Annotated in this window: 10 protein-coding genes; 6 read left to right on the top strand and 4 right to left on the bottom strand. The window is 70.8% G+C overall.

Annotated features, from left to right (window positions below; all coding sequences use genetic code 11):
- Positions 1 to 32 precede the first annotated feature (32 nt).
- Positions 33 to 1,487: a dienelactone hydrolase family protein gene (locus HB370_RS34660; protein WP_030786583.1), complete on the bottom strand. Its 1,455-nt coding sequence runs from the start codon at positions 1,485 to 1,487 to the stop codon at positions 33 to 35.
- A gap of 474 nt (positions 1,488 to 1,961) precedes the next feature.
- Positions 1,962 to 2,822, bottom strand: a complete 861-nt coding sequence (locus HB370_RS34655) for a hypothetical protein (RefSeq protein ID WP_063766429.1) — start codon at positions 2,820 to 2,822, stop codon at positions 1,962 to 1,964.
- 628 nt (positions 2,823 to 3,450) lie between these two features.
- On the opposite strand from HB370_RS34655, the gene HB370_RS34650 reads away from it, so the two are divergent.
- The 4 genes from HB370_RS34650 (at position 3,451) to HB370_RS34635 (ending at position 7,727) form a co-directional block, all read left to right on the top strand.
- Complete coding sequence (locus tag HB370_RS34650; protein WP_157855601.1) at positions 3,451 to 3,627, top strand: hypothetical protein; 177 nt, start codon at positions 3,451 to 3,453, stop codon at positions 3,625 to 3,627.
- 194 nt (positions 3,628 to 3,821) lie between these two features.
- Positions 3,822 to 4,802 carry a membrane dipeptidase gene (locus tag HB370_RS34645; RefSeq protein WP_078637625.1) on the top strand — a complete coding sequence of 327 codons (981 nt, stop codon included), beginning with the start codon at positions 3,822 to 3,824 and terminating at the stop codon, positions 4,800 to 4,802.
- A 120-nt stretch (positions 4,803 to 4,922) separates the two neighbouring features.
- Positions 4,923 to 5,372 (top strand): hypothetical protein, encoded by a 450-nt coding sequence (locus HB370_RS34640; RefSeq protein WP_244405748.1) that lies wholly within the window; start codon positions 4,923 to 4,925, stop codon positions 5,370 to 5,372.
- A gap of 393 nt (positions 5,373 to 5,765) precedes the next feature.
- The gene (locus HB370_RS34635; protein ID WP_037702319.1) at positions 5,766 to 7,727 is read left to right on the top strand and encodes an ABC transporter ATP-binding protein; all 1,962 of its coding nucleotides are present in this window, start codon (positions 5,766 to 5,768) and stop codon (positions 7,725 to 7,727) included.
- On the opposite strand, the gene HB370_RS34630 is transcribed toward HB370_RS34635, so the two are convergent.
- Positions 7,711 to 8,022: a hypothetical protein gene (locus tag HB370_RS34630; RefSeq protein ID WP_030786593.1), complete on the bottom strand. Its 312-nt coding sequence runs from the start codon at positions 8,020 to 8,022 to the stop codon at positions 7,711 to 7,713. The two genes, HB370_RS34635 and HB370_RS34630, sit on opposite strands and share 17 nt — an antisense overlap.
- Before the next feature lie 553 nt (positions 8,023 to 8,575).
- Between HB370_RS34630 and HB370_RS34625 the strand changes: the two genes are divergently transcribed.
- Positions 8,576 to 9,895 carry a S8 family serine peptidase gene (locus HB370_RS34625; protein WP_078637621.1) on the top strand — a complete coding sequence of 440 codons (1,320 nt, stop codon included), beginning with the start codon at positions 8,576 to 8,578 and terminating at the stop codon, positions 9,893 to 9,895.
- Positions 9,892 to 10,134, top strand: coding sequence for a hypothetical protein (locus tag HB370_RS34620; protein WP_030786598.1), 243 nt, complete (start codon positions 9,892 to 9,894; stop codon positions 10,132 to 10,134). The genes HB370_RS34625 and HB370_RS34620 overlap by 4 nt, the downstream gene beginning before the upstream one ends.
- A 44-nt stretch (positions 10,135 to 10,178) precedes the next feature.
- Here the strand turns inward: HB370_RS34620 and HB370_RS34615 are convergent, their stop codons facing one another.
- Positions 10,179 to 12,380 carry an endonuclease gene (locus HB370_RS34615; RefSeq protein WP_030786601.1) on the bottom strand — a complete coding sequence of 734 codons (2,202 nt, stop codon included), beginning with the start codon at positions 12,378 to 12,380 and terminating at the stop codon, positions 10,179 to 10,181.
- Between the last annotated feature and the right edge of the window lie 110 nt (positions 12,381 to 12,490).

Here is a 12,490-nt window from a genome sequence, read left to right as displayed (position 1 = left end):
GGCCCGGCTGCCGCGGGCGCGTCGTCGGCTGATCAGCGGCTGCTGTGCGGGGGGAGGACGCTGAGGTCGCCGTAGGCCGACAGAGCGTCGGCCGGGTCACCGGGCTTGTGCCGCAGGGTGGCCTCCAGGAAGGCGAGAGTGGTCGCGGCGACGACACGCGGGCTCCGGGCGCGGCCCAGGGAACCGGTCATCGAGGGCACGGGCGGCAGGTACAGGGGGCCGTCCATGAAGGTGAGGTGCGCGGCGCCGGGGATGGTGAGCCGGTAACTCGTCGCGGTGCCGGCCTCGAGGGCCTCGGTGAGGCGGGGGAGGTAACGCGGGTCGGTCTCCGGGGTGATGGCCGCGGTGAGCGCGAGCACCGGGCGGCGCAGGGCCGGCGAGGTGGGACCGTGGGGGTAGCCGTCCAGATCGATGACGGCGTCGAACCGGCGGTCCTGCCGGGCTGCCTGCAGAGCGGCGGCGCCACCCATGGAGTGACCGGTGACCGCGACCCGGCCGGTGTCCAGGCGTCCGGTCAGCGGATCGGTGATCCCTCCTCGGTCCAGGCGGTCGAGCCGGGTGAGGACGAAGCCGAGGTCGGCGGCCCGGACGGCCGTCCAGCCGACCGCCAGGTCGTCGTCCTTGTCCCGGTCTCCGGTGGAAGACGTCCTGGAGTGAATCGTCCGGCCGTCGGCGAGGACGACCGCGGCGGAGTCGTACGGATGGTCGAGGGCGGCGACCACATAGCCGTGGCTGGCCAGTTCCTCCGCCCAGGCGGTGTTCTGGGTACGCACCCCGCCCGAACCGGGAGAGAACAGCACGACCGGGAACCGTCCGCCCCTACTGGCCACCGGGGCGTCGAAGACCGCGTGAGTGCGGGCGCGCGGGACGCCGTCGACCAGGAAGCCGGGCAGGCCGGCCCCGTCGGCGAGGGCGTCCGCGACGGTGCGCGCCTCGTGCTCGGTGCGTCCCAGGTACCGGGCCCGCCGCGCGCCCGCGGGACCCTCCTGCGCGGGGTACCAGAGCTGGACCACGACCGTGCGCCGGTCGTGCGGATCGGCGGTGAAGCCCTCGGGACGGTGCGGGTCGGTCCACTCCACCACACGGGTGCCGACCGGGAAACGGCCCGACGGCTCGGGGAACACGGGGACGGGAAAGGCCCAGGCGGCCACCGGACCCGCGGTGATCAGGCCGGCGCAGGCCGCCGTCCCGGGCAACGCCAGCCACCATCGCGCCCGCCGTGCCGGCCGGGCGGCACGGCGTCGCAGCAGGGGGGAGAGGGCGAACGGCAGCGCCATGGCAGCGCCTGCCAGTACCGGCAGCATCTGCCAGCGCAACCCCACCACACTCAGCCCGGTCGCCGACAGCACGAGCACCGCCCCCGCCGCGATCGTGGCGCGTGGACGGGCAGTTGCGGGAAGCCAGCGCGCCGTCACCAAGGCGACAGCCCCCAGCATGGCGAGGAATTCCAGAGGGGACACGTACAGCCCCGCGATGATCTCGGTCACCCGGCCATCCTCGGCACGGGCACGCGCTGCCGCATCGTCCGCCGGTCGCCATCGCATGCGACCCAAGTCGCACACCGGAGCGTGCCGTCCGTACGACCAGAGTCGCATCCCGGGCATCTCGCTTGTGCGACCGCCCACATGGCCGGCGCACGCGACGACCGGGCGCGGCACGACCAGCACACCGCCGCGGCCGAGGGCCGTCCCCCGTCCGGCCCGCCTGCGGGGACGCGCTGCCGACATCGCCAGGACGCGGCCGTACGGCCCGGGCGGGATTCTCGAGACGGTGTCCTATGTGAGGCGGACGAGTCGCTTGCAGCGGCACAGGGCTGAGGTGAGGCCGGGAAAGGCCGGGTAGTTGGGGCAGGTGAGGGCTGTGCCGCGGCCGGGTGCAGTCAGCCGGGTGCGCGGCCATGTCGTCCTGGCCACTGGGCTGTTGGGCATACTGAGCGTCGGGATTCGAGGACGATGAAAGCGTCAGGTGACGGGAAGATCGTGGGCCCCGCCCTCAGCCGATGCGTTGCTGTGCGGAGCAGCGCGTCGTGCCGGGACGTTCAGCTTGGTGGGGTCGAGGATCTCGTCACGTGGCGGTGGGGTGGTGTCGACGGGCTTGTCCTGGTCGGTGAAGGTGATGTCGAAGGGCGCGTCGCCGCCTGTGATCGTGATCCTCAAGGGGTAAGGCTTGCCCTTCTTGGCGACGTATGCGGTAGTCGTGTCGGTGGCGGTCCTTTCGACGAGCACGGCGGCGGGCCGGCCGTCCACGGCGGTATCGGACTCGCGTGTGAGGCTCACGTCGGATGTAGGTGCAGGGCTCAATGCCTCGGTCCTGGCGTGGACGGTGTCGCACATGTTCCCCAGCACCTTCGACATGCCCCTGGGGGGCTTGACCCAGCGGCCCGTGAAGATCCCGACCATCTTCTCGGTCTCTTCAGCCGTCATCCCGCGGCTGAAACTGGTCCGCCAGAACGTTTCCTCGGCCTTGAAGTAGACGAGGGAGCCCTTCTTGATGATGTGCATGACCGAGTCTCGATTGACCGTGCCCTCGCAGTTTCCATGGACATCCACAGCCAGGTCGACTTCCATCTGCCGGCCGTCACTGGTGAACGTGCCGACCCAGCGCATACTCGCAGCGTTCTTGGCGGCCGCTATGGACTGTTGACGGATCTGCTCGGGCGTCATGGTGTCGAAGGGATGCTCCGGCGCACCCTGCTTCTTCACCGTCGGCCCGGTGCCCTTGGCGCCGGTCGCGGCGCTGTCCGTGCTGCAACCGGTGATGATCACCGTGGTGGCGGCACACAGCAGCGCGTTCGCCACACGGTTGCCGAGGTTGTGCTTCACGTGCGAGTTCCCTCCCCTGTTGAACCACCTGACTGTATGCGGTCAAGTCACGGCGCGGGCAGGGGGCAGCCGGTGGGCCGGCCGATTCACCGTTGAGACGGCGACGAGCACTTTGTGCGTCACGCCCTCGGCCACGGCGCAGAGCACGAGACGCCCGCCGGCTCACCGGCGGACGGAACACCGGTTCGCCTCCTCCGGCCTGCCCTCGGCATCTCCCTCTGCAGAGGCAGGTGCGCCGGGTTCCCCGGGTCCGGCTTCCCTCACTCGGGTGCGCGGGCCACCGGTTCGACAGGGCCGTCTCCCCGGCATCGCCGGGGAGGCGTCGGCATCACGCTCGAGTCGGCGGGTTTCGGCCTGAGCCGGCGGATCGGTGGAGTCGGCTGTGGGCCGACCGGGCAGGGTTGGGCATACCGCGTGCGGCCGGCCGGCTCGGTCCGAGGGCTGCGACGTGGTCGTCGTGCGGTGAATCCGGGGTGCGGAATGTGGCTGAACGTGTCGAACGTGGATCTGCCCGCGCGGGAACAGTTCCCCTCCTGGGCCGAGTTGCACCGCGGCGGGATGCTGGAACTTCGGGAACACGACCAGTTTCGGCACGTACGGCGGCCAGGTCTGCGACAGCCGCCACATCATGGGCTGGGCCAAGGACACGAAGGCCGACGGCTACTGCGTCTTCTTACGAGCGCACTACCCGAACGGCTACAACGACGGCCCGTGGGCGTGTCCGATGAACGTGACCAAGAACTGGGACTGGTGGGCCCCGCAGGGCATCTCCAGCGTGAGCATCGAGAAGATCTACGTCCCGTGACACGGATCGCCGGCCTTCGCCCGGGCGTCCTGCGGTACGCGGTGATCACGCCGATCACGTGTCCTCCTCCGGCGTCGTAACGCCTTTCGTCCGTCCCGCGAGCGTGCGCACCGTTGGCGGATTTCCGCCGCTGCGAGGAGAGTCGGCGGAGGGGCCCGGTCTGGGGACGGCAGGGGATGGGCACGATCCCCTCCATGGCACACGCGGATTCAGTACCACGCCGCCCGCGCCTGCTGTGGGAGCAGCACTGTTGTCTGCCGTTGGAGCGGCACGCCGATGTCGGGGAGCTGGTTCGCTACCGCAGGCCGGGTGGCAGTTTCGTGTCGGTGAACGTGGGTTACGTCCCGCATTCCGCGGAGGACGTCACCGGCCTGATCAGGAGCTGGCGGGAGCGGATCGCCGCGGACGACCGCTTGCGGCCGGCGGAGAGTGTCGGCGACGTCGAAGCCGCCGGCCGCGACGGGAACGTGGCCGTGGCCTTCGACCTGGAGGATTCCGGTCCGCTCGCGGGGCGGCTGGAGCGTGTACGCCGGTTCTATGAACTCGGTGTCCGCACGATGCTGCCGAGCTACAACAACCGCAACGCGGCGGGCGGAGGCTGCCTCGACGCGGTCGACGAGGGACTCACCGCCTACGGCCGGGCACTGGTGAGGGAGATGAACGCCGTCGGCATGGTGGTGGACGGTTCTCACTGCGGGGCCCGCACGGGGCTGGACATGTGCGAGGTCTCCGAACAGCCCGTGATCTACAGCCACTCCTGCATGCGCTCGCTGTGGGATCATCCTCGCAACATCACCGACGAGCAGGCCAAGGAGTGCGCTGCCACGGGCGGGGTCGTCGGCATCACCGGTGTCGGGATCTTCCTCGGACCCAACGACGCCTCCGTCGACGCGTTGGTACGGCACATCGACTACGCGGTCGAACTCGTCGGCCCCGAACACGTCGGAGTATCGACCGACTACCCCTTCGACCACGCCGACTTCAACGCGATGCTCGAACAGAGCCCGGAACTGTTCCCCGACTCCTACACCCGCTGGGGTCCGATCGACTTCCTGCCCCCGGAAGGCCTGCTGACCGTCGAAGACGCGCTGACCGCTCGCGGCTATCCCGACAGCGCCGTCACCGCGATCCTGGGCGGCAATTTCCACCGCGTCGCCGCACAGGTGTGGCAGTGACGCCGTGTTCGTCGGCGAGGCGGTGGCTGTGCAGGCAGGGCAGCCCCCCAACAACTCCTGGAGGAAGGGTTCGCCGAGCCACCGTGCCATCCGGGTCCCAGCCGTCGATATCCTTCTGACATGTCAACGCCAATACCGCCCGCCCACGGCGCCCCCGTCAGTAGTCCTGCGCCCACGTCGGATCGCCGGTTCAGGCCTTCGCCGGCTGTCGCTGTCGCGGCAGGGCTGGTTCTGGGGGCCGGCGGGGTCGGCATCGCCTGGGCACTCAGCGGAGACGACGGCTCCTCCGGTGACGGAGCGGCCGATGACGCCCGTCGTGCGTGTGTCACCCTGGAGAGCTTCGACGAGTCGGCCGACATGGACAACGACGCACAGAGGAATATCGCCTTCAACCGTCTCGGCGGCGCCACCGCACTGTCTGCCGCGGCGGCGGCCGGTGACCGTGAGTACAAGCCCTTGGCCGATGCGGTCCAGCAGGTGCTGAACCATCAGATGCGCGCCGACGACTTCACTGACCCCGGGTTCCGCAAGGATCTGAAAGCGGCCCGGTCTCTGTGCGACCGTCTCTGACCGACGCCCGGAGGGGCGGACACCGAACCGGGGTGGACCGGTCGGCACCGGATCTTCCGCAGGCCGCGTCCGGGTCCCCACCACGCTGATCGCACCGCGAGCGCGGGGCACGCCAGGGCAGTGCCCAGCCGGTCGCCGATTTCGGCCGCGTCAGCGTGCGCAGCTCCCCCTGAAGGGCATGCGTGATCACCGGCACTCTCGCGCGCCCCACCCCAGGGTTCCCAACACGACCGAAACACGTGTGTTCGAAATGGCCGTCGGCTCGTTGAGCCGCAGAGCAGTCACACAACCGGCAAGGGGGACCATGTCGACTTCGGCCAGGACACCAGCACCCGCGACTGCCGGGCCCGGACGGGGAGGCGCGCGGTGAAGAGGTTCTTCGGACGGGTACGGATGGCCGAGCCGGAGGTCTCCGACGCCGAGCAGGAGCTCTTCGGCGGTCCTCTGCGCTACGACTCGGGCTGGTCGGAACACGAGCGCGCCTGGCTCGACCTGACGATGATGTCCGCTCTGCGCTCCATGCCGAGGCTGGTCGGGGCGACGTTGCGGATGGCGTGGCAGGCCGACCGCCGTGCTCTGCTCACGGTCGCCGTCAGCGAGGTCGGGCAGGGTCTCGCCGCGGCGGTCGGGCTGCTCGCGGTGAACGCCGTGATGCACGCGCTGCTCGGCTCGGGCACCCCCGACCAGCGGCTGCACGCGGTCCTGCCCGGACTGCTCGCCGCCGCCGGAGCCGCCGTGGTCAACTCGGGCCTGGCCGGCTGGTCCACCTCGCGGGCGGGCCGGCTGGAGCCGCTGGTGGAGCGGATCGCCACGACCCAGTACCTGGCGGCCGCCGCGTCCGTCGAACTGGAGGCCATCGAGGACCCGGAGTTCCGGCGGCTGATCGACGTCGCCCAGTACGGCGCCGGATCCGCCCGCCGCATGATCAGCGCCTGCGTGGCCGCGCTGAACGGGACCATCTCCCTGATCTCCACGGCGGGCGTGCTCACCATCCTCCACCCGGTCCTCCTGCCGATGCTGGTCCTGATCGCGGCGCCGCGCGGCTGGGGCGCGATGCGGGTGGCGCAGGAGCGGTACGTGTCGGTGATGAGCTGGGTCGAGCACGTGCGGGCCAGCCGCCTCATCGGCAACCTGCTCACGGAGCGCACCGCGGCACAGGAGGTGCGCATCCACGCGGTCGGACCGTTCCTGCTCAGCCGCTACGAGCGGATGGCGGAGAGCGCCGAGGCCGAGCAGGAGCGGCTGGCCTCCGGCAAGGCCGTCACCGAGTGGGTGGCCGCCGCGCTGTCCGGCCTCGCCATGGCGGCGACGTACGGGGCCATGTTCTGGCTGATCATGAGCGGGCACATGAGTCTGGCCGTGGCCGGGACCGCCGTCATCGCCGTCCGGTCCGGCTCGGCCAGCCTGGGCGCGCTGGTGATGAACGTGAACCAGCTGCACGAGGAGTCCCTCTACGTCCGCGACCACGCCCGGTTCCTGGAGGAGGCGGCCCGGCACACCATTCCCAGCGGGGGTGATCCCGTGCCGGCACGGGTGCGGCAGGTCGTCCTGGACACGGTGAGCTACCGCTACCCGGACCGGGAAACCCCCGCCCTGGACGAGGTCTCCCTCACCCTGCCCATGGGCTCGGTCACCGCCGTGGTCGGCGAGAACGGATCCGGCAAGAGCACCCTGATGAAAGTGTTGTCGGGCCTGTTGCTGCCGCAGTCCGGGACGGTGCTGTGGGGCGAGGCCGACCTCGCCTCCCTGGACCGCGCCGAGGTCTTCGACCGTGTCGCTCTGCTCACCCAGGACTTCCAACGCTGGCCGGTGACAGCGGCGTTGAACATCCGGATCGGCCGGCCCGCCCGGGAGGCCGGCCCCGAGGACCTGCGGCCGTCCGTCGACTACGCGGGCGCCGGACCGGTCATCGCCAAACTTCCCGACGGCCTGCGCAGCCTCCTGGCCCGGATGTTCCGGGGCGCGAGCGAACTGTCCGGCGGCGAGTGGCAGAAGATCGGCCTCGCCCGGACCCACTGGCGCGACTCCACCTCCGATGCCGACGGCGTGCTCATCGTGGACGAGCCCACCTCCGCCCTCGACCCGGAAGCGGAGATCGCGGCCTTCGACCGCATCCGCCGGCTCGCCGCCCCGAACCGGGCCGTCGTCCTGGTCACCCACCGCATGTCCGGCGTCCGCCACGCCGACCGCATCCACGTCCTGCACCACGGACGGCTCGTCGAGCACGGCAGCCACGCGGAACTCATGGCCGCCCGGGGGCGCTACGCCGCGATGTTCGACGCGCAAGCCGCCCAGTACGCCCCCGAGGCCACCGTCCCCCGCCCCGGCTCCCCCACCGTCACAGATCCCGCGTGACCCGCTCGTGGCCGGTTTCGGCTTCGGTGCCGCAGTAACCGACGATGTGGCCTGGCTCGCCCCTTTGTTCCACTCGCCGGCAGATCCCGTCCTGTCCGTAGTGGACGGAGATCACGTGGATGAGCTCGTCCGGGTTGCCGCGCTGAGGGGTACAGCGGTCCCCTTCGATCGTCACGGGCCGGCCGGGGCCGGGCTCGGAGTCGTCGACGGGGTCCACCTGTTCGTCGCAGTCCCAGTCCGTGACGGCAGCGGACGCCGTGCGTGCGGCCGCGAGGACGGCGCCGCCGGCCAGCACGGCCGACGCGGCCGCGCTTGCGCAGATGCCTCGGTCGAGGCGGATGGCGCGGTGTCCACGCCGGTCCGGTGGGGTCTGCGTCGTTTCCGGTGCGAGACGGAACCGTCCAATCGCTGACCGTGGCCGGATCCGTCCGGCGCTCGGTTACGGTCTTACCAGCCGCGCAGCCGGTAACCGCTTCCCGGGAGCACTCCGCACACGTTCGCCCCCCCCGCACACCTGGCGCGAGAGCACCACCCGTCATCACTCCCGGCCCGCTCGTTCGTGGGGTTCACACCCGTCCGCGGAGGACAGCCCGCACCGGGCTGCCGCCGCTCAGCGCCCAGGACGGTCACCGCTGGTCATGCCCCTGATCCTGGCGGTGGGCGCGGGATCGTTCCGGACGAGTTGCGTACGGCCGTCGTCGGCACGAGGCTGGAAGAAAAGGCGACAGCAGGCTCGGACGCGCCGAGTCACCGTACGGCCGGACGTGCCGTATCAGCTCGCCGATGGTGTCTCGGGCGTGCGGCGGGGCGGTCACCGTGTGCACGGGGGCAGTCGGAGCGGAGACACCATGACGAACGAATCATTCGACCGCCGTGCGGGCGACGGGCAGTTCGGACTCTACGACCAGAGCGTCCTCAAGCGTGAGAACGCCTACACCGGGAAGTACCTCGTACTTCTCGAGTGCGAGGAGGGGGAGCACGGCATGCAGGTGCTGCGTTCCCAGGCCGGCATCGCGAACGCGGAACCGGTGCGTGGCGCCGAGGCGGAGAACGCCGTGCGCGTCCTGGAGGCGCCGGACGTGAACGCGCTCTTCCCGGAGCTGGGTGTCGCCGTCATCGACGTGGCACCGGACCAGCGGGAGGCGCTGGTGACGGCCGCTCAGGCGGAACCGTCGGTCATCGCCGCGGAGCCCGAGCGCCTGGTCTACATCTCGACGATCACGGACCGTACACGGGAGGTGAAGGGCTACTACCCCACGTATCGCAGCGACGAGGACGTACTGGAGCGGCACACCACGGCGGCGATGGCCGTCTCGCTGGGCCCGGCCTGGGACGAGACCGGCCACACGTGGGGCCTGCAGGCGGTACGGGCCAACCACTCCCAGCTGACGGGGCAGGGCGTCAGGGTCGCGGTGCTCGACACCGGAGTGGACACCGAACACCCCGACCTCTCCGCGCGCGTCGCCGGAACCGCGTCCTTCGTGCCGGGGCAGTCGGCGCAGGACGGCAACGGGCACGGCACCCACTGCATCGGCACGGTGGCGGGGCCGGCGCAGCCGACGCACGGGCCGCGCTACGGCGTCGCCCCCGAGGCGCAGATCCTCGCGGGCAAGGTGCTCAGCAACCAGGGCAGCGGGAGCGACGGGCAGATCCTCGCGGGGATCGCCTGGGCGCTCTCCCAGGGGGCGAAGGTGATCTCCATGTCACTCGGTGCCCCGGTCAGCCCCGGCCAGCTGTTCTCACCGGTCTTCGAGAGCCTGGCCAAGCGGGTCGTCACCGCGGGCACGCTGATCGTCGCTGCGGCGGGCAACGACGGTGGACCGGTCAACCACCCGGCCAACTGCCCCTCGGTCCTGGCTGTCGCGGCTCTGGGCAGGGCGCTGGACGTGGCGCCGTTCTCCTGCCGGGGCCAGGGTCTCATCGGTGCCGAGGTCAACATCGCGGCGCCCGGCGTGGAGGTGCGTTCCGCCTGGCCGATGCCCCAGCTCTACAACACGATCAGCGGGACCAGCATGGCCACCCCGCACATCGCGGGTATCGTCGCGCTGCTGGCCCAGGGCGCGCCGGACGCCACGGCGACCGAACTGAAGAAGCGTCTGCTCTCCGGCGCGTACCGGCTCGCGCAGCCGCCCGCGAGCGTCGGTGCCGGTCTGGGACAGACTCCGTGAGCGAATCCCCGCGGGTGGACGTCATCCTGTCCGTCGACGACGTCGGGCGGTTCGCCGAGACGATCGGTGCGGCAGAGGCCGTCGGCCTCACCGTGACGAGTGAGCAGCCGCTCATCGGCACGGCCGCCGGCACCATCGCCGAGGACCGGATCCCGCTGCTGCGGGCGGTGGAAGGCGTGGAGGCCGTCGAACGGGCCCGCACCATCCACCTGCCACCGCCCGAGCCGCCGGACCGGTGACGGACCCGAACCGTGAAGGCCCTTCAGGGCCTTCACGGTTCCTTTCAGGGCCAGACGCCGGAGAAGTCGATGCTCCGAGCCCACTCGGGGTGGTCTATCAGGGGGTTGCGGTTCCCCTGTATCTCCGCGATGGCCGCGTTGCGGTGCAACTCGTACTCGGTCACGGCTTCGTTCTCGTGCCACTCCAGGAGGATGGGCAGCCGCTCCTCGGGGAACTCCCGCGCCCTGTCCCCGACGAGACCGGGGTAGCGCAACAGGAAGTACAGGGTGGCTCTGGCGACGGCTCCCTTGCTGTGCTCCGGTTCGAAGCCGCTCTTCTCACGCATGCCGCAGTCGTCCCGCACGGCCTCGTCGAAGCCGGGGAAGTCCATGTAGGGGTAGTTGCCGCGGAAGCTGTTGCACGCCGGTTCGCACGCGAACAGATGGTGCAGATCACCCCGCATGGGCTCCCGCTTGGCGAACCAGGACTGCGGGACCACGTGCTCGCAGTTGAACGGCAACGACGCCTCCAGCTCGTCCAGTTCGGCGGCGAGGGCGTCGGCGCTCGCCGCGCTCTCCCGCAGCAGGAACTCCTGCACGCCCCGGAGCCGGGACGCCTCGGCGGCGGCGTCCGCGCGGATGAGCTCCTCCGCGGTGAAGGTCTTGCCCGAGTAGACGCTGCGCAGGAGGCGGTCGGGGTGGAGGTCGACCCACGGGTAGAGCATGCGCGCCGGTTTGTAGGAGGGGCGGGGGCCGTGGGTCTCCTCCAGCAGCGCGGTCAGTGCCTGCCGCAGCGGCTCGCCGTACGAGTCGGCATCCATGTGCGCGTAGTAGGCGTCCCGCGCTGCGCGGTCGGCGTCGCGGACGTAGTAGGCGCGCGTCTCCCCGAGCCGGAGGTTGAGCAGGGCGGCGTCCAGGTCCTGCGCGACGGCGTCGGCGACGACGGAGCTTCCCGCCGCCCGCCCGGCCCGGGCGGGGCGGGCGCCGTCCGCGGCCACCGCGGTCACCCGCGGGCCGGTGAAGCGGCCGGGGCCGCGCTGTTCGGGCGTCGGCGCGTCGACGCCCACGGTGATCCGGAGCGGCACGGTGATGCCGACGGTGGTACCGGGGGTGAGCGGCGCGGAACCGTCCGGCACGAGTCCGTCCGGCCCTGGCTTCGCCGCCGTCGGCGGCGCGCCCTCGGGGTGCGGCCGGTCCGGCGGCTGGAACAGCTCGTCGCGCAGCCGGGCCGCGTTCCCGGTCAGGGTGAGCCGGCTCAGCGCTTGCAGTACACGGCTGACGCGGACTCCCTCGTTGGCCTTCCACGCCAGGCGGTGCTCGCCCATCCCCGGCCGCCACGGTGTGCCGTCGGTGGCCAGGGGGCGGCCGTCGGCATCGGTCTCCGGCACGGCCGAGTGGTGCAGCGCGACGACTTCCCACTGGTCGTTGAAGACGGGGGACCCGGAGGAACCCGGCGCGGTGTCGGTCACGTAGTGGACGAACCGGTCCAGCAGATCGACGATCTGGTTCTCGCGCAGGGCGAGTTGCTTGGGCTCGCCGTTGGGGTGCTGGATGATGTTGACGAATTCCCCGACGATGGCCTTTCCTTGTGCCCCGTCCAGCGGCAGCCAGCCGTAACCGGTGAGCCGCGCGCCCTCCTGGTTGCGCTCGGCCACCGCGACGACGGTGAAATCCAGCTCACGGTCGGTGGCGAAGAAACCGTGGGGATCGATGCGGAAGGTCACCGGAGCCAACGGGCACCCGTCCACGCCCGCCTGGACATCGAATTCGACGACGGCGTGACCCGCTTCCTCCGGGCTCCGCAGTACGTGGTTGTTGGTGAGGAGGAGGGAAGGGGACACCATGAATCCGGTGCCGTAATGTCCGCCCTCCGGTGTGCGGACGGCGACCCGTCCGATCGACCGGGCGGCCAGGTACCCTCCCTCCAGGAAGGCCACTCCGGTGAGGTTGTTGCGTCCCATGAGGCGTTCCAGGCCGAGGAGATCGGCGCCGAACGCGTCCGGTGCCAGCGACAACGTGCTGCCGGTCGTCGTGATGGGTTGCGTCGGTATGTGTTCGATCGCCTTGGCGAGCGACCAGTCGGCGTTCAGTCGCGCCAGCCGCTTCTGGACCCGGCCGGGTTCGTCGGCGTACAGCACGCCCCGGCTTTCGAGGGTCCGGAGGGTCTCCTCGCGCTGCGGGGTCCGGTCGCCGAAGCGTTTCGCGGCCTTCTCCAGCTGCGTCAGGTAATCCGTTTCCGCTTGAGGAACGTGTTCCACGGTGATCATCGAAGGTCTCCCTCGCTCCGCTCCCCTCCCCCATTGTGTCCACCGGTCACCGGTGATTTCTTCTCGTACGGATGGTCACCGCTTCAAAAGTCACTTGGTCAACCGACCTC

Source organism: Streptomyces sp. DSM 40868 (assembly GCF_011820545.1).
Lineage (GTDB): Bacteria > Actinomycetota > Actinomycetes > Streptomycetales > Streptomycetaceae > Streptomyces > Streptomyces eurythermus.
This window is presented reverse-complemented; position numbering and strand designations above follow the sequence as displayed.

What these genes read in the sequence shown, in the direction of transcription:
- HB370_RS34615 (WP_030786601.1), bottom strand. Translation starts at nt 12,380, where the DNA reads ATGATCACCGTGGAACACGTTCCTCAAGCGGAAACGGATTACCTGACG.
- HB370_RS34640 (WP_244405748.1), top strand. Translation starts at nt 4,923, where the DNA reads ATGTCAACGCCAATACCGCCCGCCCACGGCGCCCCCGTCAGTAGTCCT.
- HB370_RS34650 (WP_157855601.1), top strand. Translation starts at nt 3,451, where the DNA reads ATGGGCTGGGCCAAGGACACGAAGGCCGACGGCTACTGCGTCTTCTTA.
- HB370_RS34645 (WP_078637625.1), top strand. Translation starts at nt 3,822, where the DNA reads ATGGCACACGCGGATTCAGTACCACGCCGCCCGCGCCTGCTGTGGGAG.
- HB370_RS34635 (WP_037702319.1), top strand. Translation starts at nt 5,766, where the DNA reads ATGGCCGAGCCGGAGGTCTCCGACGCCGAGCAGGAGCTCTTCGGCGGT.
- HB370_RS34625 (WP_078637621.1), top strand. Translation starts at nt 8,576, where the DNA reads ATGACGAACGAATCATTCGACCGCCGTGCGGGCGACGGGCAGTTCGGA.